Genomic DNA, 19,545 nt, shown 5'->3' with positions numbered 1-19,545 from the left:
GGGCACCTCGGCATAGTTACCCAAAACATCGGCGACAAGTTTATCGTGCTGCCGCAACTCGAGCCCATTGCCAAGGCCGACTTCACGCGGCTGACTGGCCCCTCACTTCAACCCTACAAAGGCCAGCATGGGTATCAGACGGCGATTTGGCCCATCAAACACCACCTCCAGAAAACCTACGCTGAAGTAAGGATGGATGCCCGGGTCGGCACGGAGAAGGAGGAAGGTTACCGCCTTCTCCCACAGGCCACCGCGGTCGTCCTCCGCAGCCTCGAGCGAAGGCATCGTTTCGTGGACATTGCGATCCTAATCGTGGTCGTTATCAACGCTACGAGCATCTTCCTTGTTAACAACAAGCTGATCGACAACGTCCAGGGGCTCGTCTGCAACCTCCTTTCCAGCTTGATCGTGGGGCTTTGTGCCCTCTACGCCAACCGGAGCAGATGACATGCGTTTCGCATCTCTCGTCGAGAAGCAGGTCGCCGCGGATCGGCGGCGCGGCTTCCGCGTCGACTTCGAGAATGACATGGATCGGCTCGCCCAGTTGGAGATGGATCTGGTCGGTCTGACGGGAGAGGTCGGCGAGTTCGCTAACCTGTTGAAAAAGGTACGTCTCGCAGCATCGCATCAAGACTATGACGGACCAAGCCTACGGGATGCGTCGAGCAATCTCCGGGAGGAGTTGGCCGACGCGCTTGTCTACTTAATACGGCTTTCATTTATTCTGGGCGGGGATCTCGAGGTCGACCTCACTCAGAAAATGAAAATCAATGAACGAAGATATGGTCCACTTGAGCGCTGAGAGGCTGCGCTTCCTGGTCGGGCTCAACACGGGCTTCGCTACGGCGGGAGAGCCTGAGTGGCGTCTAACCGAATTCTACGCGCGCCGTAGCTCGCCCGCCCTGCATTGCGCCATCGTCGGCAACGTGCTCGTTCCTGGCGGCCACGGCAGTAACATGAACACCGCAGCGATTTCAGAGTCCGCGGCCTGGAAGCGCGTGACGGCGGGGATCGCGGCGCGGGGCACCTTGCCGGGCGTGCAGCTGGCGACTACGTGGCCGGGTTACGTCGGCGAAAGACGGTTCCGCTCGCACGCGCCGCACGAGGTTATCTCCCGGTCCCGCGAGTTTGTCCGCGACCTGGGCGTCTCAGGAATGCACGCGGTTTTGGACGCTCTAGACGAGGGAGCGGCGTTGTCGCTGCGCGCAGGGTTCCGGCACCTTCAGGTACACGCAGCTCACGGTTATCTCTTCAGCCTTCTGGTTGACGGTCGTATCAATGACCACGCGTCCGAGGCGCGGAGGCGGCTGGCGGAATGGGCCACCAGGCTTTCCGGATCAGGGATCGAGACCTCAATTCGTTTTTCACTCTCTACCGGTGAGCCCAGCTTCGATGCCGACGGTTCAAACGAGTTCCACGAGCAAATTGCGGACCTGCCTTTCGACTTTTTCGACGTGTCGTCCGGGTTCTACAATATCGATAAGCGTCTTATCTATCCCGCCCGGCCGGACATCCTCCGCGCGCGTCGAGCCGCGACCATTGCCCTCGCACGGCGCTTCCCCAGCAAACGCTTTATCTTCTCCGGGCGGGCGCTGCGCGATGCGGAGGGCGATCTGCCAACCAACGTCCACATCGGGCTATGCCGGGACCTGATCGCCAATCCCGACTTCCTGATAGACCCGGGTCGTGGATGTACCAACTCGGGAAAGTGCCACTACTATTCCCGTGGAGAGGAGCACGTGACGTGTCCGCATTGGGTCCGCGCCCGCCCGCCCAAGGTATTCTGATCCGCAATCATTCTGTCATGACTTGCTGCCACTCGTGGTAAGTTTGTCTCGACCCCTGTACCCGCCATTCGACCCGTCCGTTGGAATTGCGATCCAGCACCACCGCTGCTGCTGCCGAAGGGCTTTTGAAGGCTACATCCTGCACGAAGTGATAGAATTCGTCGGTCTGAGTTGAAGTGAGCGCGCCCTTTTCGATCAAAGATGAGCGAAGGGCCGTGTATGAATTTGATGTGTAGGCAGCACCCTTCACCGCCGTGGAGCCCGCTAGCACTACGAACTCACTTTCGAGCTCGACAGCGCTCGCCCTAGCGCCACTCTTGTGCTCGATGATGAACACGGGTTCTTCTGGCACTGGGCTCGAAATAGAACCTGAGAAGGCAGAGGAGCGCGGACCGGTAACGCGTGGCTTGAGGAGATCCATACCTACGATTGGCAGCACCACCTCGAGGTTGCGCAAGAAGTATTCCATGTCCGCAAGGTCGGCTTCGGGTAGGTAGCGCCGCTCCGTATCCGGCAGCTGCGTGTTGTCGAGCGTAACGCGGGCGGTCTCGCGAGCACGCTGGATGAGCCTCGCTTCGAGGTAACGCACATGGCCCTTGGTCAGGCTTTCGTCGCTAGTCGTCACAATGGCCACCAGCTCCCAGAACGCACGCTTGCGGGTGCTGTCTGGCAAGCGACTGGCAATCTCTTCGGCCTCACCGATGTAGGCGCGGGGCATTAGCTCATCGTTCGGATCAGGCCCGTAAAGGATGTAAATACCCGTGCGAGCGGCCTCGGGCCGCCGCAGGAGATTAGGCAGCGTGCTGTTGCGGGCGAGTAGCACACTGCCGGTCCAGCCTTTCAGGGTAGCTAGAATTAAACCGTTGGGTGTGCCGTCAACCAGATAGAGCTGGATAGTGCGGCCTAAGCTGAGTGCTGGGTCAAGAGGGTTCATCGACGTGCTCGAACAAGGGCATCATGGGTGCGAGCGGAAAGCCTGCCTGCCACCCTGGCTGGGCAGAGTGCGATGGTGGGCAAAGGCTCACGGCCCGACCCCGTCGTAGTAGGTAACAAGCGCGCGGCAGTGATCGCGCCCCAGTCCCTCGCCGAAGTCGCGGTTAATTGTCCGGCAGAACGCGACCGGTGCTTCGTAGCGGAGATCATCGATATGACGGGGCTCGTGTCGCCATCGGTGGTAGCGCCAGACGAGTTCGAAATCGCCGAGATGCGCTGGATAGAGGTGACCGTCGATCGCGGCCGCAACCGCCTCAACGATTGCCAGCCAGCCCTGCAGCCGTCCCTCCTGGAGCCGTACGGGCCAGCCGGCATGGATCACCGGATCTTCAAAGAATGCAGCCTCGCGGCCAAAGCTATGCGCCACGCCATTGCGCATTTTGCGCATCTGGTCGAGATCGCCGACGTGCGAGTTCAAGACAGCGGGGATGCTGCCGAAGAGGGTTCGGTAGGCACTGCAGCGCTGCGGCCATTCACCCTTCACAAGCGGCGTGACGAAGCCAGACACTTCATCAGCTACCCCCCGTTTCACCCAGAGGGTGCCGTCGACCGCCCGTGACTGATTAAAGCGCAGCAGCGGGTCGGAGCGCAGCGCCAAGGTCGCCACGGTCGAGAGATAGGTTTCGAGATAGGACAGTAAGGAAAGTAGCGCAGACAAGCGCACCCAATTGCCGAAATCGGCGAAGTCGCGCTGCCATGTTGGCAGATCGGCCGCGATACGGCGAGCATTGGGGCCGCTGGCATGAAATAGGCTGGCTGGCGTTGCACCAGCCGGCGCGTGCCGCGCGAGGTAGCTGGTAAAGGCGGCCGCCGGAGCGAGCGACCAGTACAGCTGGTTGATTTCCGTATGATGCTTGTTAAAGCGTCGCAAAGCGAAGCTAGTGCGAAAGGCCCCTTTCCATCTGTCGAACATCTACGCGCACCTTCCTAAGCCGGTGTAGCCGTGATGGTGGATGTGGGACGCATGGACGCAACGTACCCCGATTTCCTCTCCCTCCTGGCCGAGAGCCGCCGCATCGTCGAGGAGTCTCGACGGAACAGGTCGAAGGCTCGGACGGTGAGGTCCGAAATTCGGCAGGTCATCACCCGCGTCCACTGGGAAAGGGCAACGAGCTTGGCCATCAGCTCGCAAAGACCCTATGACGACCCGTCCGGCCGTTGAAGGCTTCGTCATCAACCCAGCCTCAACCATCCACGCCCATGGTACTCTTATTGGCCATCCCGTGCTCCTACGACGGCTGACGGATGGGGAGGCCGCGTCCGTTCTGGCCTCCCTCAACCGCCTCACGTATACGGCCCCGTGAATAAGTCCCCAAGAGCGCGCCGCCCCAAGTAGGTGATACGCCGGCGCCGGAGGTGTTCGGGTCGATCGTGGATCACATGGCAGCGCTGGCAGAGAGCCGCGAGGTTCGCGGCGGTGTTGTTCGTCGGATCGTGATCGCGGTGCGCCGTCGCGAGGACGACGCGAGTTGTCCGGCCGGGCGGACCGTGCCCCTCCGGCGTGGGACCGTGGCGTAGGACGCGACCTTTGCCAGATCGCCAGCATCCGGCCTCGTCATCCCACCACCGACCATCTCCGAGGTGCACCACCACGCGCCCGTGCGGCCGACCACAGCCCTCGCATCGCCCGCCGGCGCGGCGGAACCGGATCGAGGCTGACAACTCGCGCCAGTCGATAGGATAGAGCCAACGGTGCTGGGGGCGGATCGGCATGAAGGGAAACTCGATGGCGAGTGCGTGAGAGCATCTTTGCATCTAGGTGAAAACCTCACAACCTTCATAGGTCAAAAGATTTGCAGATATTAAGGGCGCATTAGACCCGGCTTATGAAGCGCCGCAATGGGTGTGATCGAGTAGCGGCAGTTGCATCCTTCAGCCATGGCAGAGTGTTCTGGTCGAGCTGCTCCAGGGTGTTCCAGCTTGTTCCGAGGTGTTCCGCCATGGCGAGCGTGCTGCAAATGACCCCGCCGCAAATGGCAAAGCTGCTCGATGCAGCGCTCAGCATGCCGGACCCGCTGAGCTACCTCGACGGGACCGTGTCGCTCTTTAAAGTGTTCGGTCGCAACGCAGACGCTAATGCGGCGGCCTGGATAGGTTGCCTTTATGCCGAGGGTGAGATCGAGGTACTGATGTCGCTGCGCTGGGAGTGGCGAAGGGGCAGGCACAAGAGCCCGGCCGAGGCGGCAAATGCGGTAATCGCGCTCCACCCCTGAAAGAGGTTTCAAGATGCTCCGAGGTGTTCCAGGCTGCTCCAGCATGCCGGACGATCAGCGATGACCGGTGCCTTCGTGAACCAAGTCCAGGCGGCTGCGTTCGCGATGGTCTTGCGGGAGGAGATCGAGCAGGCCCGGCAGAACGGCGCTAGCACGACTCAGGAGATTGCGGACGATCTCAACGCCCGGGGTGTTCCGACCCGCCGTAGCGGCATCTGGCACCGAGCTTCCGTCAACCGACTGCTTCGACGACAAGAGCGATATGCGCCGGCACCATCACCGCCGCCGACTGAGCCGGAGCCGCCGATCGCTGCCGAGCCGCCCACAGAGCGGGGGCCGTACGTGCCCCGAGGGATCAGGAGAAGGATGATCGGAACGACCTGAGACGGTCGTGGTGCGGCTGACGGGGCTCGAACCCGCACGGGGTTTCCCCCACGCGATTGATAGAGGTCACGCGTGGCCCCTATCCAATCGCGCGCGTTTACCAATTACGCCACAGCCGCATCACCGACATGGCTGTCGCGCTCCGCCCCTACAAGGGCCCTGAAGCTGCATCCATCAAAAGCGTCTCAGACCCGGATGAGATAGTCCCTGAGTTTCTGGAGCCGGCGCGTCGCCTCCCCCGTGAGCCGGATCCCCGTGTAGGTCGTGCCGAGTGGGGTTCGGGTGACCTTCGCGGTCAGCAGGGCCGGTGTGTGCCCGCACCTATCCAGCATCGACGGGATGACCTCCCGCACATCCGTCACGGGCATGGAGGCAGTTCGCGCGATAGCGCCGTCCGAGCATCCCCTGCCGGCGACAGACGCGGCCAGCATGACGCGCCCGACCGGGCCCGGATGCGGATGCGGCAACTCGGCGAGGTCGACGACGGCAGATAGAAGGCCGTGCAGGAGCGCGGTTTGGTCGTCCATCAACTAGGCCTAGCAGTTTGCAACTAGGTGCAAAGTCATGAAGGTTCGGACCTGTGAAGGTTCATGCCTCCCCAGGTTCCGAGGTTCACGTTTTCCTACGTCCGCTCGGCACGTTGGCCGACACGGCTTCCAGCGGTGGGAGGCCTCGGGAAGCGAGGAGCATATTCCAAGCCTCGTGCCCGAGCTTCTGAACCGAGAGATCCGCGTCCAGGCTCAATTGCCGAAGCCGCTTCCGGTCGGCCGGCGTCACAAGCACGTTGACCGGCACCACAGCCGCCATTGGTGCAGCGATGCGACCAGTCGCCTTGTCGGCCGCCTCCGGCATTTCGATGGTGGGCGCCGGCTCCTCAATATCCGCTTGCTCCATGAAGTCCGCCAGCGAACGCCCGCGCTTGCTACTCGCCACGGTCCACCTCCTGCACCCAAGCCCACACTGCGCGCATTTCAGCCTCCGCATCTCGGGCGGCGGCGCCCTTCATTTCGGCCACCCCGCGGCCGTCAAACGACGCGTCGAGATACACCGTCCGATCGGCGATGTGATGGGGACAGACTTGGACCGGGTAGCGGGACAGCGCCGCCCGCGCCTGGATGGCCCTGCCCTCCGTCTTCGCCGCATTCACGATGATCACGGCCTTGCGCTCGATGCGGCGCAGGATCTTGAGCGTGTCGACCACGGCCTCAAGGTCGTCGGGTGACGGCCGCACGGGGACGATTACCAGATCAGCCACGCGGGCGGCCTCGGCTTCCGGCTCCCCGACCGCGGGACGGGTATCGATGAACAGCGCCCCGGGCTTGCGCTTTAGCGCGCCTACAACACTCGATAGGTTCTGACCTTCACAGTCCAGGAGGTCCGGAACTGAACAGGCTGGATCGAGGGTTTGTCGGCGAGCCCACCACTTGGACGTGGTGGCCTGTGGGTCCCGATCGATGAGGAGGGAGGGACCGTCGTCGCCGGCCATCACGGCAAGCTGCCGAGCTAGGGTCGATTTCCCCGCTCCCCCCTTCTGGCTGATCAGAGAAAAGGTTCGCACCTACCGACCTCCGTATGCGTGGGCCTCTGTACCTTCATAGGTTCAAAGGCGTAAAGGCTGCGTGAGCGACGGCCGGTCAATCGTCGTCCTCGTCAGCCCACCGGGCTCGCTGCTGCGCGCGAAGGCGCTCCATCATCCGACGCTCTTTGCGCTTCGCTTCGATCCGAACGAAAAGCTGGGGGAGGCTAGGGTCGTCGGGCTGGCAGATACGCTTGGACAGGCGCTGAAGGCCGTTCAGGCAGTGGTTGGCGGACGGGTCCTGGTAGACCGTCGGGCCGATTTCGCGGATAGCCGCGTCGTAAGCGTTCAGCCCTCGATAGACGGGGTCGGCTAGGACCGCCTCTGGGGGCGCGTCGCCGGCCGGTGCACGGCACCAAGCATGGCGGCTGCAAAGCTCCCCCCAGAGCGCCCGACGCATGTTCGTGCCGATCCAGAGGAAAAACGCCCCGCGGGTGAGGTCCCACAGGTCGTGGACGTGCCCGTAGGCCTCGAAGTGAGCCGCGAAGTGACGGAAGCCGTCCTCCCACCACTTGGCGTTCGCCCCGGTCGGCCAGTCCATGGCGTCGGGTGGTGCAACCGGTGCCGCGGCCACGATGGAAGCGGCTGCACCGCCCTGACTGCGGCGTCCTGCGATCACCTCGGGATCGGACCAGCGCCGATTATGGTTCTTCCGCATCGTGTCGGGCTTGAGCCCCTTCAGGGCGGCCCATTCGGTCAGCGGCCGAACCGTGCCGTCCGCGTCCTGGAGCAGGATGGTGCAGGCCCGGTTGGCTGACTGGTCCCGCTTGCGACGCCATTCGACAAGCCCGGGGCCGTATTCCAGGCGGTCTGGGTTCTTACGATCCAGCGTCCAGTCTGCCGCCGGCTTCTGCCCTACGTCCAGCAGGAAGGGCTTGAGCCGCGACCATCGGGGGTCGACGACACAGCCCCGGTATTCCTTCAGCCGCCGCCCGATGAGGTCACGCCGAGAGTTCTCCTCATGGGGGAAACGCCGCCGTAGCTCGGTAGGTGTCAGGTGCTCGACAAGCTCCCTGAACTCCCGCTCGGTAAGCAGCTTCCCGGGTTTTGCGCATGTGTCGGACACGACACGACGCGGTTCCGCATCTCCTACTTGGAGCAGGGACAAGGGTTGACCTAGCCCGCTGTTTTTCGTGAGTTTTTCAGCGTTTTGGCTTGTCCGACTATCTGCGCAAATGTCTTGCGGAGAGACAGCGGATGTCCTGCCAGTTGCGCAAAGATCCAGGTTTGTCCGTGGACGGAGTTGCACGACGTTTGAGGGTGCCGAGGACGGCGCTTCGATCTTGCGGCGAGCCATTGTCAAACGCTCCCTTTTTGCAACTGGGTGCAATTCCGTGCCGCCTGCATGCGTGCGATAGCCGCTTCGAGCCCGACATCGGGCGCCTTCGGAATGGGTGCTGCCAGCGGTCTGGAAGGGATCTTGACCGTATGGATTTTTGCTATCGCTGAGCCTTTGGATTTGGGCAAGAAGGCCACGATAGGACGCGCAGGGAAGCCCCCTGAGGCCGAAACCGATGCGGGTAGGGGGACAGGTCGGGGCCGAGCAGCGCGCCGCTGGCGGGCCTTCGCAGCCCGCTCGTTTGCCATCCTGAAGGAAGCCAGAACATCGGCGCCGAACGTCCACCTGATGGGTTTTCGGTGGCGCTCGCCGGAGGTCGTGACCTGATACCGGCGGCCGGGCTCTTCGACACGGTCAAGGAAGCCGATAGCTTCAAGCGTCCGCAAGGCGCCCTTCACGCGGCCTTCACTCAGGCCGAGATGCCGATGGTTCGCCAGGGCTCGGCGGTCGACAATGAAGGGGCGCCCGAGGCGGCCAGGGGAGGACCAGTAGCGCGCTAGGAACAGCGCCAGGAGGAAGGCCGCCTCCGCATTCTTTCGCCCGCTCAGCGCCGCGCTGACGGTGTCCTGGACGACAGTCGGCAGGCGATACGGCCCAACGTCCGCGGACGGAACGAACGGTCGCACCGATCGGCTAGGGATAGGCGGCATCGGCCGTGGCAGTGCCAGCGGCAAGGCAAGCGTGGTCATCTCGGTCCCTCAAAGGGACCACGAGGCAAGCCGAAAGCGGTCGACGAACCGGGGCTCGACGTTGACTCTTGCGAGCCGATAGACCACATTCGGGATTGCGAATGCCTGGGGTGGTCTAACCATTCCTGACGGCCCTGGAGCTTCCAACTCCGGGGCCGTTTTTCGTTCTGCTCTACGTGGTCGTTATCATCGTCTCCTGACGCTGCGCGACTCAGCCGCGTAGCGCACCAAGCTGCATTGTCACCCTGGCGTCGGGGGCGTCAACCTCGACCGCTGACGGGGGGGCGGCGGGGTCAGTTTGCCGGCCTCTCGACGTAGGGCAGCCAGCATCAGCACGTTGGAGCGGCGCCGGGCGTGCTCCTCCCTCCGTTCCTCGGACAGGTCCAGCCCTTCATAATCGTAGGGCAGGTTTTCCCGGATACGCAGGCCCATGGCGCCCTTCATGGCTGGGCCCCAACTGGGCGCCGCCGGGGAGGAAGTGGCCGGCCGTGAAGCTTGGGGGGGTCCTGCTTCGGCTTTCGCTTCGCCGCCCGCTTCGCTGCCCGTATCGCAGCGCCGCGCCGTTCGGCCTCGGCTGTCATCTCGCGGATGGCATCGTGCCACGCGGCACGCTCAGAAATGGCCGCATCGAGGCGCTCTTTCCGCCGGGCAATCGATATGGGGCGCGCCTTGTCGGCGAGGTTCTCGGCGTGAGTTCCGGAGAGCAGGTGCGCCGGATTGCAACAGGAACGATTATCGCAGTCGTGCCGCACCACGAGGTCACTGGCCAATGGCCCATTCTGACGAACGAACGCCACGCGATGGGCGGTCAATTTGACCTTGGACCCGTCGTCGGGGTGCCGCACGTACACAAAGAAGTAGCGCGGTTCCGGACTGGCCGGAGCATGCACCCAGCCTTTGGGGATGTAGGGCCAGCAGTCGTCAGGACCCCGGACCTCAACACGATTTTCCAGGGTGGCGAGGTCCGCGGGGTCGACCAAGACGCTATCGGACGACAGCGGCGTTTGACCGGCAAAGTGGAATTGAACAGCGTCGGGCACGGCGGTGCTCCTAGGGATTGCGCCGCTTGCCGTTGGCCTAGGCCGGTGGACTGCTGCTGCTGAGGGATGAAGGGAAGTCGGTCGCGTGGGGGTTAGCGCGAGTGCTGGGGCCTCCCAGGATCCCCGTAACGAAATCCTGTCGGTGTGCCAGCACCCGCGCCTTACACCACAGCAACGAAGGCCCTTTACGGACCCTGCCTCCGCTGGACGAGAGCGGAGACCTCTGAGCGCCGCCTAGCTGGCGGCGGCGCAATTCATGTCCGGCGCGGCTCCGGCCGAAGCGCGGGAGGCCGGGCGCTTGCGAGATAGGCGTCCAGGGCGGCCTTGAGGACCACCGACCGGTTGGTGCGGCCACGACCTGGATCGCGCAGCACGGCAGCCTGGGCGTCTATCGCTGCGATCTCGTCGTCGGAAATTCGCAGGCTCACGACCTGCGACATCTCATAGAGCCTCGATGCGGCTGCCGCCGGCGCCAAGAGAACCGTGCTCCGAGCGCCCCACGAGCCCGCGCGCCTCCAGGTCTGACAGGGCTCGGCTGATTTCCGAATGCGGGATGCCCGTCTCCTCGTGCAACATCTGGGCGTTCTCGACGGGCCCCTTCGTCCGGAGCGCCTTCAGAACCTGGATCTCTTCTGAAGTATTTCCGCCACGCCCGGCAGCATTGTCAGCGGAGCGCTGCGCCCTTTCACGATTTTCCTGCCGCGCCACTGCGGCGGGGTCAGGACGAATGAGGGTCGAGCGGTTCAGACCGTCGATAGTCACGTTAGGCATCTCATCTCTCCTCTGCGTTGTTTACAGGATGGCGCAATTGTTTACAGACGTCAATAGTGTTCTGTTTTGAGCCAATTTCGACCTAACCGACCTAATCCGGCGAGGTCGCGTCAATGGATAATGTGTACTATTTTTTATGAAAAAGGCTGGATCCCTGAGGGTCCAGCCGTCTATGGAAATTGCAACTGGGTGCAAAATTCAAACCCCGAGAGATAGATGCTCCGTTCTGCGGATGGTGCGGACCTCAGCCGCACTCATCTCGGGAACGACAGTTCCCGTGCTTGCCTCAAGCCATTCGGCGACCATGCGCCGATGACAGTAGGGTGCCGGCTCGCCGGGCTTACTGGGCTTATTGAGCGAGCAGAAGCAGCAAAGCACCGGGGTGGCAGTGCCGGCTAAGCGGTAGAGGTCGGCCACGACCCGGGCCGGATCGAGGGCGTTCAGCTGAGCAAAATATAGATCGCGGTAGGTGGCCTCGTCATCCGTTGTCCAGAGCCATTCGCCCGGTTGAAGGGGGGCGTATCGCTTGTAGCCAGCCGGCGCACCGCGAGGTAGTCCGCGAGAGATGCCAACCCGTCCCGAGCCCTTATAGGCGCTCCACGAGGAAGTAAACATGATCGCTCCGTTTGGTGATGGAGAGATCATGCCTTTTGTATCGATGACGGTGAAGGTCAGAAAGCTTCAATGGGCCGTGATTTCGGTCTCTGCGTCCTCGAAATAGATATATTCGGCCTCAGCATCATCGATTGCTTCTGCCTCGATCAGTTCGACTTCGGCTTTCCCAGCTTCGCGACGACGCTGCGCGATTAGCTCTAGGAAGCGACCGGCCGTGGCCGCCAGTGCCTGCTGGTCGGCAATGGCCCCTGAAATGCCGGTGCCTGTGTTCGGCAGGGTCGCCATACGGGTGATCACAGTTTGGGAAAGCCCGAGGAGCATGTTTCGCTGGCATTCTATGTCCAGGATTGTCCTGATCATCGCTACCCGGTCCGAAGGCTTGAGGTCGGCGTTATCGCTGGAGAGGCGCGACCACATTTCACTCGTCAACAAATCGAGCCGGGCGAGCGCGGCACCCCGATATCGGGTCAGGTCGCGGCCCCGGCCGGTGATCGCCCACCTTGCTTCCACGAGAGTGATCAGGCGGTTCACCTCCTTTTCGGTCCCGATGCCTAGGAGGCTCTGGAGGATGTGGGGGCTCGATATGCCGCGCAGCATAAGGACCTCTATGCGGGCGGCCTGCTGAATTTCAGCGGCTTGCCTGTCCTTCGCCCTATCGATTGTAGGTTCGGGAGGGATCTGGACGCGTTTCGCCTTTTCGTGGTCAGAACGGGGACGCTGAGTGAATTTCGTTCCGGGTTTCCGACCGCGATTGCTCTTGGGGGTGGGAGTTTCGGTGGTCATCTCAGCGGCTTTCCCGGTGGTCGAGCGCGTAGCGGATGTGAAGAACTTCGAAGCCTTGGGTGCTGGGTCCGGGCACGGGGGTCAGGATCTCGCCTCGCTCACACATCAATTCCAAGGCCTGTTCGACCGCCTCCGCCGATGCCGGCGCAGCGGCGCTGCGGGCTGCGCTCGTCACGTTGGCGTCAATCCGGGTCCTGAGGCAGATGACGGGCGGAAACTGATCGACGACGGTTCCCCAGTCCTCGCCGTTGGCCGCATAGGCCGACAGAGCCATAGAACGCTTTCGGCCGGAGACCGGGCCCAGCACCAGCGGTAGGAGGATCCTGTTGCCCTGGATGTCGAGCCTAGCAAGCGCGAACCCGCGTCCCTCGACGCCGAAGTCGGCGAGTTCCAGGTACTCCAGGACCATTTCGATCAGGCGGCCGGCATCGACCCGAGGGATACCAAGCTTGCTCGAAAGCTCTCGCGCGGACGCGACGCCGTCGACGATGGCAATGAGCGCTCGAACCATAAGTCGGCGCTCTCGGTCCGCAGAAGTCATGAGCTTCACATCGGCCAGGGGGTATGGGCTTTCGCCGTGCCGATAGGGCTCGTCGTGGTTTTCGAGGGTCATGAAAACGACCTTCACAGGATAAGAGGGGCAGGGACTTACGGTCTTCTCTGTCGCTTCTATCACTGCCGATATTGACCGCAAGCGTTCTCTCTGAATGGCCCTCTCTTATCCATGTACTCTAGGCTGATTTTGCACCTGGGTGCATGAGGTCTTTGTCATCCCGCCGCTTGTGCCAGCACTCGGGATTATGAAGGTGATGCGCCGGGGACCGCTCGGGTGTTTGTGATACGCTGCGGCCTTTAATGGGGGCACGCATGTGGAACTCTGACCATTTCACCTACTCGGCTGCTCCGGCCGAGGGAGGCGTGCCGGTGCGCGACATGCTGCGTTACAGCGTCGAGGTACGCGGCTTGGACGAACAGGGGAGGATGGGCGATCCCGTGACGTTCCTCGTCCTCATCGAGGACCAGGGAAACCCTTCCTGGAACGAGGCGCACGCGATCGCAAAAGCACGAGAACTGGCGGCAGCCATCGGAAACGACGGCGCGTTGCGGGTGCAGGGCTCGACCGCAGCCGCTGTGTGAACGAACCGACTTGTCTCAAGGCGGCCCCGTAGGGCCGCCCCCTTCATGGCATTAATGCCTTCCAATAGTGCGGAGAGTTTTCCCGCACAACAATGACGTCACCGCCATGATGACGATGGACGGCAAATCGAAGACGATCGTAAAGTGCTCAACGTGCATTGGCTTTCCTTTGTACGACTACGCGGGGCTGGCTTGGCCTAGACAACCGCCAGCCCCGCTCATCATTAAAAGCACGAGCACGTCCTGAGTCGAATGGTCGGGCGCTACGGCAGCCGGCCGGCCGGCGCGGCGGGCGAAACCATAAGTGACTGCGGAATGGGGAGTTTCCGCAACATCGTCGCAGGCAGGGGCGCAATCACAGCCCCCAAGCGCGTTCACTTATCAACCGCAATCAAACAGTTGTGGGACCGCTTCCAGCGAACCGACAGCGAGTTGCCTCCTGTCCTACAGGCCCTGGCCTACCGGCTCCCACCCAAAGGCTCACTGAAGGCCTCTGTTGAACCATTGCGGGGAGTTCGGCGTCGCCAAGACGGCGAAAGCGGGCTTGTCGAGCACGGAGTGCCACAAGAACGTGGGGCGTCGTTCTCCTCGACGCGCTCCAGCCGCGCCGGCATGCCGGCTTTGCGGAAACAGTTCTGGGCCAGCACGTCGGACGCGACCTGGGTCCAAGCCCCGGCACGCGGGATTGCGGATCTCGCTCTTGGCCGCGCGGAACAGGATATCGGGATAAAGGAAGTCGCCATGCGCCAGTTCGGTTTGGATGGTTCGCTTGAGAAAGTTCATTTTGGATAGGGGGTCTTGAGGCCCAAACCGAACCTTCAGGTCGGTACGCCTGGGGCATACCCAAATCGAACTGAATGAACCGGTCGCTGTGGGTGGGGCAGGGGACATTCCGCTTGACCCTGAATGTGGGTGGCGACAGGCATCTCAGGGTTCTCGGAACTCAACAGTCCTCGGCTTCGGGGGCTCTCGTTTGCCCGTACCTCGAAAGGACACACCCATGAGCATTCGCGTCGGCATTGTCGGGATCAGCGGTTTCGGCGGCGGCGAGGCGATGCGCTTGGTCGCGGCCCACCCTGAATTTGAGCTTGTCTACGCCGCGGGCGAGGGCAGCGCCGGCAGCCGTCTGGTGGACCGCTTTCCCGGCGTACCGGCCAAGCTTGCCGAGCTGGTGATCGAGAAGTGGGACCCGGCGACCTTGCCGAAGCTCGACGTGCTGTTCGCGTCGCTGCCCACGGGCACCTCCGCCGAGGCGCTGTCGCGCGTCCCCGCGGACGTGAAGATTGTCGATATCGGCGGTGACCACCGATACGCCGAGGGTTGGGCCTACGGCTTGGCCGACGTCTGGCCCGACCGGATCGAGGGTCGGACCCGCGTCGCCAACCCTGGCTGCTTCCCCGCGGCGACGCTGACCGCGCTAGCGCCTCTGCTGGCCAGCGGACTGATCGAGCCCGGCGGCATCGTGGTCGATGCCAAGACCGGCATCTCCGGCGCCGGCCGCGGCGGCGGCGGCGGCGGCGGCGGGTTCGGCTACGCCGAGAGCAACGAGAACCTAGTCCCTTACGGGCTGCTGAAGCACGTCCACATGCCCGAGATGACCACAACGATCGAGCGGCTAAGCGGCGGCAGCGCGGCCGGGCTGGTGCTCACGCCACACCTCGTGCCGATGACCCGCGGCGTGCTCGCCACGATCTACTGCCGCGGCCGCGCTACCACGGGAGAGTGCCTGGACGCGGCCCGGCGCTTCTACGCTGGGCGAGCCTTCGTCCGCGTGACTGACAGGCCGCCGCAGACCAAATGGGCGGCCGGCTCCAATCTCGCCTTCGTCAGCTACGCGGCCGATCCGGAGCGCAACCTGGTGATCGCGATGGGTGTGATCGACAACCTCGGCAAGGGAGCGGCCGGTCAGGCGGTGCAGAATGCGAACCTGATCTGCGGCCTGCCAGAAACCGCAGGACTGGACGGCGCACCTGTTTGGCCGTGACGGGGGGCTACGCTCCGAGCGACCGATCAATCTGCTTTGTAGGTCCATTTGGGGTCGGCACCCGCCGGAGCACCCAGTTCGCTTGAGGTGTACCCAAACGGAACCAGCGGAACCGCATGGCTCAACGCCCTCATGATTGCGTCGCTCCCTCTTCGCCTCTACCGTAAGCGGATCGCTGGCTTGGTTTCGGACCCCAGCGCCTGAGAGATGCGAGCGCTCTCCCGATTACGGGACAGCGCGCATGGTTTCGGTTCTCCCCCTTAAGGGCCTTCATATCCTCGTGGTCGAGGACGAAGCCTTCCTGGCCTTCGAACTAGTCGAGGATCTTGAGGCCGTTGGTGCTGTGCCGCTTGGTCCGATCGCGACGGTTGCGAGGGCACTGCAGTTCATTGAAACGGGAGCGCGCATCGATGCCGCGCTTCTCAACGTCATGCTGCATCGCCAAGAGTCATTCCCCGTTGTCGATGAGCTGCGCAGACGCGGCATCCCATGCGTGTTCGTCACCGGCAACGATAACGCCGTGAGGGAACGCTTCCCCGACGTGCCAGTGCATCTGAAACCGGCCGACATGGCCGCAATCGTGCTGACGCTGGCAGTGCTGGTGCGCCTCGACCCGGTCGACTGAGCCGCCCGGCGCGCTCCATCAGCTCGCCGTCGTCATGCTGCCGGCGCTCATCATCGCGGTCGGCATGCTGTGCAGCTCGCGCGCTCGCCACCATCTCGACCGCAATTTTATGCTCTTCGCGACGCTCGGCCGGCATGCTGTTCGGCGTCCCGGATCGCCACGGCACGGGCTGACCGGCTCACGGTAAAGCCGGCGCAGTCGGAGCCGATGCGGGGGCAAACTTGAGCGATGTCGCGAGCACTTGCTCCGCGAGTGAGCGGATGCTCGACGATACTGACCGCGCCCGAACGCCTCACCACCTCCGCCGAGCAACCGAGCGCGCCAGTTCTCATCGTGGCGCAGTCAGGAACCAGCTGCGCCCTGCGGCCTCGCTGGCGACACACACCCTCAGCGGGGCCGCGGTCGCGCTCTTCTGAACCAATCTCCTAAGGACATCTCCTAGGGGTCCGCTTCCTGGCGTCGATCGCCGGCAACGGGTCGTTAACGATCGTGCGCCAACGTGGCCCCGTCAGAGCAGCGCGGATGGCATGCCCCACATCCATCGCGTGACATGACAGAGGGGGACCGTGCGCCGAGCCGGTCCCCTTCGCCATTGAGGTTGGTCACGGGGACGTGATGCCAAGTCCTGCCGGATGTGGTTGCCGGATCCGGAAGCCGGCCGCATCTTCCCGCGATGCCTCAGCCCAGACCGCCCTACACCTACAAGCCGCCGACGCCCGCCGAGGTCGAGGTCGAGGTCGACGCTAAGGCTACGGCCTCGGAGACCATCCGCGCCGTGCGGGTCATCATCGGCCGGCCAAAGCCGCCCGAAATCGACGGCCCCGATACCCCGCTGTTACCCCGAGGCCCTTCCGAGCCGTTCCGCAGAGGTCGGACCACCTGATCGATTAACAATGATTTGCACCCGGTTGCAATATACGACGTCATGAGGGTTTGTCGCCACTGTCGTTATGCCGGGTCACTGCCCGATAGAACAGACGGCCGAAGCCATTCAGTCGCAGATTGAACACATACCTTTGAAATCCCGCATAGGCTCCCTGCTCGACGACGCCTGTCCCCACTCCGATGAGAGGCATCAGAAAGCCCATAGCCTCTAAATGCTGAGCATAGATGTTGATGAAGGCGGGAAACGTGAGGTCGGTGAAGATCGATGCATGTTCGAGGGGGCCAGCAGCAGTGTAATGCTCACCCTTGGTGTATTGATATGGCACCTCAACAATCCCTTTTGCGAGACTGCTCAGAAGCTTGCACTCGTCCGGTGACAGCTGGCCGATGAAGCCAGGAAATGCAGGATGTGCCTCGCCGTTCTTGTCCGAGTCATACCCGCGCTGCATAAGCTCTTCGAACATCTCGAAGATAGGCGTACCCTTCGGTTCAAAGCGTGCACCTTGTAGAATTTCGCCAACCAGCCTTGCCGGAGGCAATGTCCGGCGTTCTGGAGGCACGCGGAAGTATGGGGCCTCGATCAAGGTCCGAAAACGGTCCTGATCTACCGCGTCGAGCTGTATGCGGGGTAGGGCAAGCCTCACCGTCTTAACGAAGTCCTCGAACAGACCACCAGCTTGCTTAAATCCACGAGCCAGAAGGTCATCATAGACCTTCTCAACAGGCAGGATCTTCGCAAGTGCTTCAAGGTCGATCAACGGCGTTCCTCCGCCCTGGTCATCAGTTGGCATACGACGTCTCTTAGCCGATTGATCGCGAGAACGTGACGCCGGCCAAATCACGATATTGACTGTAGATTTGGGTCGATCGCAGTGACGGATCAAGCCGCTCGGTTGATCGAAGGGCGAGCCAGGAGTGCCCGGACATTCGAGGGCTACCACTCGCCGCCCCGGGCCGTTGCGACTTTGCGAGCGTTCAGCGCATTGGCGATGGCCTGAAGGGTCGTCTTTCCGCTGGCCTGGATCTCCCGGACGATCGGCAGGACGTTGGAAGCGAAGGCGTCGGCGGTGGCCTTGTTCGTCGCCACGCCCCGGGCCCGGCCCTCCACGAAGTTCTCCGGCCTCCCCACCTTCTCGCCCCGAGCTTTCCTTTTGGCGATGCCATTGCGGGTCAGCGCCCGGAGGTTGGCCCGCTGGAACCCGTGCGCCCGGCCATGGCAGACGTGGCAGAGGGTGATGAGGTTGCTGTCTGCGTCCTCCCCGCCCGCGCTCCGCGGCACGAGGTGGTGGTGCTCCAGCTTCTCGGGGTCGCGCTCCCCGCAGGCGACACAGAAGTCGAGCCGCATGATCAGGCTCCCCGGGCCAGCATGTTGGCGACAGCAGTCGGCGCGAAGGGCGTGCCCCGGCCGGTGAGGTAGCCCGCAGCCGCCAGCCCGGCCGACACGTCCCGCAGGGAAGGCTTGCCCCCCTTGGGGGTAGCCCGGGCCAGCTTGCGAGCGGCCTCCACGACCTCGGGGCGGGTTTCCCCGATCGATTTCCGGCCTTCGACCTTCACGCCCGTCTTGCGTTTCCGCTCGCGGGCTCCCCGGAGCTTCGCGACTATCATGGCCTTCTCGAACTCGGACACGGCGCCAAGCACCTGACGGATGAGGTTGGCGGTTGGCGTGTCGTCGAGAAAAGCTGTCGGACTGTCGGCTGCGATGACCCCGATGCCGCGTGCCTGGAGCATGCGAAAACCAACCTCTTGGACCATCAGGTCACGGGCGAAGCGGTTCGCGGTCTCGACGATGATGGTGCGGACGCCGTTGCCCTCGATGCGTTTGAGCATGGCGGCGAAGCCATCCCGTCTCTCGATCGGATCGCCGCCGCCTTTGACTGCTGCATCATAGTAGGAGCCCACGATCTCGATGCCGGCCCGCTTGGCGTAGGTCTCGATCGCCGCAAGCTGGCGCTTGCTGCTGTCCTTGTCTTCGCCGACGTTGGCGGCGCTGGACGTCCTCATGTAAGCGATTGCCTGGACCTGTTTCGCTTTGCTTTCCAAGGCTTGCCCCCGAGGTCCGTATCTATTTTTTGAGAATAAGATACGGAGCAGGAAGCGTGAAGCCCACCAACCTCCATGGATTGAGATAAATCGTGAACCCATCAACCTGAAATGCCGATCTGCCACTGCTACCATGCTGTCAAGGCCCGGGCTGGGGCGGCGAGCGGGAGCGCAACATTGGTTCGCAAACAGCGGCCCCGCCGTTGCCAAGGTTCTCTCCGCATGCATCTCTGCCCCACCAGGGCGCGTGGCATGGGCCGCGAACCTAGCCGCAGTCGGATCCTCAATGACGACCCTCAACGACCAGGACATTGCCGCCGAGATAGCGCAGCGAGGGCTCATCAAAAACGGCGACCTGGATCAACTCTCGTGCGCCAATTACGAGTTGCGGATGGGGAACGTCTATTACGACCTAACTGAAAGCGACCGACCAATCCGACTGGAACCAGGTGATGATGTCCTGGTTAAACCTGGTCACCGGGTAGTCCTCATTACCCATGAGGAAATTAACGTTCCACACAATGTACTGGCGCGCGTTGTCAGCAAAGGATCTTTATTCAGCATCGGCCTAAGCCCAGTTGCGACTTACGCCGATCCAGGCTTCTCCGGGCACCTCGGCATAGTTACCCAAAACATCGGCGACAAGTTTATCGTGCTGCCGCAACTCGAGCCCATTGCCAAGGC

26 protein-coding genes and 1 tRNA gene are annotated in these 19,545 nt (G+C 62.9%); 9 read left to right on the top strand and 18 right to left on the bottom strand.

Translation table 11 applies throughout. The annotated features are described in order from the left end of the window. From D3272_RS27590 to D3272_RS26195, 3 genes are all read left to right on the top strand, one after another. Positions 1 to 447: hypothetical protein (locus D3272_RS27590; protein ID WP_165361546.1), on the top strand; the 447-nt coding region annotated here is incomplete at its 5' end. 1 nt (position 448) lies between these two features. Beyond that, complete coding sequence (locus tag D3272_RS26200) at positions 449 to 802, top strand: MazG nucleotide pyrophosphohydrolase domain-containing protein (protein WP_129222179.1); 354 nt, start codon at positions 449 to 451, stop codon at positions 800 to 802. Continuing rightward, positions 771 to 1,787, top strand: coding sequence for a hypothetical protein (locus D3272_RS26195; protein ID WP_129222178.1), 1,017 nt, complete (start codon positions 771 to 773; stop codon positions 1,785 to 1,787). Before D3272_RS26200 ends, D3272_RS26195 begins: the two co-directional genes overlap by 32 nt. A gap of 7 nt (positions 1,788 to 1,794) precedes the next feature. Here D3272_RS26195 and D3272_RS26190 read toward each other — a convergent pair whose 3' ends face one another. The 3 genes from D3272_RS26190 to D3272_RS28155 all read right to left on the bottom strand — a co-directional run bounded on the left by D3272_RS26190 (position 1,795) and on the right by D3272_RS28155 (position 4,493). Beyond that, on the bottom strand, positions 1,795 to 2,721 hold the full coding sequence (locus D3272_RS26190) for a GIY-YIG nuclease family protein (protein WP_129222177.1): 927 nt from the start codon (positions 2,719 to 2,721) through the stop codon (positions 1,795 to 1,797). An 87-nt stretch (positions 2,722 to 2,808) separates the two neighbouring features. Beyond that, positions 2,809 to 3,693 (bottom strand): hypothetical protein, encoded by an 885-nt coding sequence (locus D3272_RS26185; RefSeq protein WP_129222176.1) that lies wholly within the window; start codon positions 3,691 to 3,693, stop codon positions 2,809 to 2,811. A 371-nt stretch (positions 3,694 to 4,064) separates the two neighbouring features. Next, on the bottom strand, positions 4,065 to 4,493 hold the full coding sequence (locus tag D3272_RS28155) for a hypothetical protein (protein WP_129222175.1): 429 nt from the start codon (positions 4,491 to 4,493) through the stop codon (positions 4,065 to 4,067). 227 nt (positions 4,494 to 4,720) lie between these two features. Here D3272_RS28155 and D3272_RS26175 point away from each other — a divergent pair, with 227 nt between their 5' ends. Both D3272_RS26175 and D3272_RS28495 read left to right on the top strand, forming a co-directional pair. After that, a complete protein-coding gene (locus D3272_RS26175) occupies positions 4,721 to 4,993 on the top strand; it encodes a hypothetical protein (protein ID WP_129222174.1) in 273 nt (90 codons plus the stop codon). A gap of 60 nt (positions 4,994 to 5,053) precedes the next feature. After that, positions 5,054 to 5,377 (top strand): recombinase family protein, encoded by a 324-nt coding sequence (locus D3272_RS28495; RefSeq protein ID WP_428978023.1) that lies wholly within the window; start codon positions 5,054 to 5,056, stop codon positions 5,375 to 5,377. Positions 5,378 to 5,385: 8 nt separating this feature from the next. Here D3272_RS28495 and D3272_RS26170 read toward each other — a convergent pair. The 11 genes from D3272_RS26170 to D3272_RS26120 all read right to left on the bottom strand — a co-directional run bounded on the left by D3272_RS26170 (position 5,386) and on the right by D3272_RS26120 (position 12,803). Continuing rightward, positions 5,386 to 5,496 (bottom strand) — tRNA-OTHER (locus tag D3272_RS26170). A 66-nt stretch (positions 5,497 to 5,562) separates the two neighbouring features. Next, positions 5,563 to 5,904, bottom strand: coding sequence for a hypothetical protein (locus D3272_RS26165; RefSeq protein ID WP_129222173.1), 342 nt, complete (start codon positions 5,902 to 5,904; stop codon positions 5,563 to 5,565). Between the two features lie 85 nt (positions 5,905 to 5,989). Then, positions 5,990 to 6,310 carry a ribbon-helix-helix domain-containing protein gene (locus tag D3272_RS26160; RefSeq protein WP_129222172.1) on the bottom strand — a complete coding sequence of 107 codons (321 nt, stop codon included), beginning with the start codon at positions 6,308 to 6,310 and terminating at the stop codon, positions 5,990 to 5,992. Next, the gene (locus D3272_RS26155; RefSeq protein ID WP_129222171.1) at positions 6,300 to 6,935 is read right to left on the bottom strand and encodes a nucleotide-binding protein; all 636 of its coding nucleotides are present in this window, start codon (positions 6,933 to 6,935) and stop codon (positions 6,300 to 6,302) included. The genes D3272_RS26160 and D3272_RS26155 overlap by 11 nt, the downstream gene beginning before the upstream one ends. Positions 6,936 to 7,011: 76 nt before the next feature. After that, positions 7,012 to 8,019, bottom strand: a complete 1,008-nt coding sequence (locus tag D3272_RS26150) for a hypothetical protein (protein ID WP_129222170.1) — start codon at positions 8,017 to 8,019, stop codon at positions 7,012 to 7,014. A gap of 233 nt (positions 8,020 to 8,252) precedes the next feature. Next, positions 8,253 to 8,981, bottom strand: coding sequence for a hypothetical protein (locus D3272_RS26145; protein WP_129222169.1), 729 nt, complete (start codon positions 8,979 to 8,981; stop codon positions 8,253 to 8,255). Positions 8,982 to 9,421: 440 nt separating this feature from the next. Beyond that, positions 9,422 to 10,021, bottom strand: a complete 600-nt coding sequence (locus D3272_RS26140) for an HNH endonuclease signature motif containing protein (protein WP_207210322.1) — start codon at positions 10,019 to 10,021, stop codon at positions 9,422 to 9,424. 254 nt (positions 10,022 to 10,275) lie between these two features. Next, on the bottom strand, positions 10,276 to 10,461 hold the full coding sequence (locus tag D3272_RS26135; protein WP_129222168.1) for a hypothetical protein: 186 nt from the start codon (positions 10,459 to 10,461) through the stop codon (positions 10,276 to 10,278). Position 10,462: 1 nt separating this feature from the next. Next, positions 10,463 to 10,792, bottom strand: coding sequence for a helix-turn-helix transcriptional regulator (locus D3272_RS26130; protein ID WP_129222167.1), 330 nt, complete (start codon positions 10,790 to 10,792; stop codon positions 10,463 to 10,465). Between the two features lie 681 nt (positions 10,793 to 11,473). After that, positions 11,474 to 12,190, bottom strand: a complete 717-nt coding sequence (locus D3272_RS26125) for a hypothetical protein (protein ID WP_129222166.1) — start codon at positions 12,188 to 12,190, stop codon at positions 11,474 to 11,476. Position 12,191: 1 nt separating this feature from the next. Continuing rightward, positions 12,192 to 12,803, bottom strand: a complete 612-nt coding sequence (locus D3272_RS26120) for a hypothetical protein (protein ID WP_129222165.1) — start codon at positions 12,801 to 12,803, stop codon at positions 12,192 to 12,194. Positions 12,804 to 13,114: 311 nt separating this feature from the next. On the opposite strand from D3272_RS26120, the gene D3272_RS26115 reads away from it, so the two are divergent. Then, positions 13,115 to 13,327, top strand: a complete 213-nt coding sequence (locus tag D3272_RS26115) for a hypothetical protein (RefSeq protein WP_129222164.1) — start codon at positions 13,115 to 13,117, stop codon at positions 13,325 to 13,327. 458 nt (positions 13,328 to 13,785) lie between these two features. On the opposite strand, the gene D3272_RS28490 is transcribed toward D3272_RS26115, so the two are convergent. Further along, complete coding sequence (locus D3272_RS28490) at positions 13,786 to 14,070, bottom strand: hypothetical protein (protein WP_245496801.1); 285 nt, start codon at positions 14,068 to 14,070, stop codon at positions 13,786 to 13,788. Positions 14,071 to 14,327: 257 nt separating this feature from the next. Between D3272_RS28490 and argC the strand changes: the two genes are divergently transcribed. Beyond that, on the top strand, positions 14,328 to 15,311 hold the full coding sequence (argC, locus tag D3272_RS26105) for an N-acetyl-gamma-glutamyl-phosphate reductase (RefSeq protein WP_129222163.1): 984 nt from the start codon (positions 14,328 to 14,330) through the stop codon (positions 15,309 to 15,311). A 241-nt stretch (positions 15,312 to 15,552) separates the two neighbouring features. Then, the gene (locus tag D3272_RS26100) at positions 15,553 to 15,936 is read left to right on the top strand and encodes a response regulator (RefSeq protein WP_129222162.1); all 384 of its coding nucleotides are present in this window, start codon (positions 15,553 to 15,555) and stop codon (positions 15,934 to 15,936) included. A 923-nt stretch (positions 15,937 to 16,859) separates the two neighbouring features. Here the strand turns inward: D3272_RS26100 and D3272_RS26095 are convergent. The 3 genes from D3272_RS26095 to D3272_RS26085 all read right to left on the bottom strand — a co-directional run bounded on the left by D3272_RS26095 (position 16,860) and on the right by D3272_RS26085 (position 18,861). After that, positions 16,860 to 17,579 carry an Abi-alpha family protein gene (locus D3272_RS26095; RefSeq protein WP_165361545.1) on the bottom strand — a complete coding sequence of 240 codons (720 nt, stop codon included), beginning with the start codon at positions 17,577 to 17,579 and terminating at the stop codon, positions 16,860 to 16,862. Positions 17,580 to 17,755: 176 nt separating this feature from the next. Further along, positions 17,756 to 18,166: an HNH endonuclease gene (locus D3272_RS26090; RefSeq protein ID WP_129222160.1), complete on the bottom strand. Its 411-nt coding sequence runs from the start codon at positions 18,164 to 18,166 to the stop codon at positions 17,756 to 17,758. 2 nt (positions 18,167 to 18,168) lie between these two features. Beyond that, a complete protein-coding gene (locus D3272_RS26085; protein WP_245496800.1) occupies positions 18,169 to 18,861 on the bottom strand; it encodes a recombinase family protein in 693 nt (230 codons plus the stop codon). 286 nt (positions 18,862 to 19,147) lie between these two features. Here D3272_RS26085 and D3272_RS26080 point away from each other — a divergent pair. Then, positions 19,148 to 19,545, top strand: a 398-nt coding sequence (locus D3272_RS26080) for a dCTP deaminase domain-containing protein (protein ID WP_207210321.1), incomplete at its 3' end; no start/stop codon positions are given.

Source organism: Lichenibacterium ramalinae (assembly GCF_004137085.1).
Taxonomy (GTDB): domain Bacteria; phylum Pseudomonadota; class Alphaproteobacteria; order Rhizobiales; family Beijerinckiaceae; genus Lichenihabitans; species Lichenihabitans ramalinae.
This window is presented reverse-complemented; position numbering and strand designations above follow the sequence as displayed.

Excerpts from the sequence above, each read along its gene's own strand:
- D3272_RS26200 (WP_129222179.1), top strand. The coding sequence starts at position 449 with ATGCGTTTCGCATCTCTCGTCGAGAAGCAGGTCGCCGCGGATCGGCGG.
- D3272_RS26195 (WP_129222178.1), top strand. The coding sequence starts at position 771 with ATGAACGAAGATATGGTCCACTTGAGCGCTGAGAGGCTGCGCTTCCTG.
- D3272_RS26190 (WP_129222177.1), bottom strand. The coding sequence starts at position 2,721 with ATGAACCCTCTTGACCCAGCACTCAGCTTAGGCCGCACTATCCAGCTC.
- D3272_RS26185 (WP_129222176.1), bottom strand. The coding sequence starts at position 3,693 with ATGTTCGACAGATGGAAAGGGGCCTTTCGCACTAGCTTCGCTTTGCGA.
- D3272_RS28155 (WP_129222175.1), bottom strand. The coding sequence starts at position 4,493 with ATGCCGATCCGCCCCCAGCACCGTTGGCTCTATCCTATCGACTGGCGC.
- D3272_RS26175 (WP_129222174.1), top strand. The coding sequence starts at position 4,721 with ATGGCGAGCGTGCTGCAAATGACCCCGCCGCAAATGGCAAAGCTGCTC.
- D3272_RS28495 (WP_428978023.1), top strand. The coding sequence starts at position 5,054 with ATGACCGGTGCCTTCGTGAACCAAGTCCAGGCGGCTGCGTTCGCGATG.
- D3272_RS26165 (WP_129222173.1), bottom strand. The coding sequence starts at position 5,904 with ATGGACGACCAAACCGCGCTCCTGCACGGCCTTCTATCTGCCGTCGTC.
- D3272_RS26145 (WP_129222169.1), bottom strand. The coding sequence starts at position 8,981 with ATGACCACGCTTGCCTTGCCGCTGGCACTGCCACGGCCGATGCCGCCT.
- D3272_RS26135 (WP_129222168.1), bottom strand. The coding sequence starts at position 10,461 with ATGTCGCAGGTCGTGAGCCTGCGAATTTCCGACGACGAGATCGCAGCG.
- D3272_RS26130 (WP_129222167.1), bottom strand. The coding sequence starts at position 10,792 with ATGCCTAACGTGACTATCGACGGTCTGAACCGCTCGACCCTCATTCGT.
- D3272_RS26125 (WP_129222166.1), bottom strand. The coding sequence starts at position 12,190 with ATGACCACCGAAACTCCCACCCCCAAGAGCAATCGCGGTCGGAAACCC.
- D3272_RS26120 (WP_129222165.1), bottom strand. The coding sequence starts at position 12,803 with ATGACCCTCGAAAACCACGACGAGCCCTATCGGCACGGCGAAAGCCCA.
- D3272_RS28490 (WP_245496801.1), bottom strand. The coding sequence starts at position 14,070 with ATGGCGACTTCCTTTATCCCGATATCCTGTTCCGCGCGGCCAAGAGCG.
- argC (WP_129222163.1), top strand. The coding sequence starts at position 14,328 with ATGAGCATTCGCGTCGGCATTGTCGGGATCAGCGGTTTCGGCGGCGGC.
- D3272_RS26100 (WP_129222162.1), top strand. The coding sequence starts at position 15,553 with ATGGTTTCGGTTCTCCCCCTTAAGGGCCTTCATATCCTCGTGGTCGAG.
- D3272_RS26090 (WP_129222160.1), bottom strand. The coding sequence starts at position 18,166 with ATGCGGCTCGACTTCTGTGTCGCCTGCGGGGAGCGCGACCCCGAGAAG.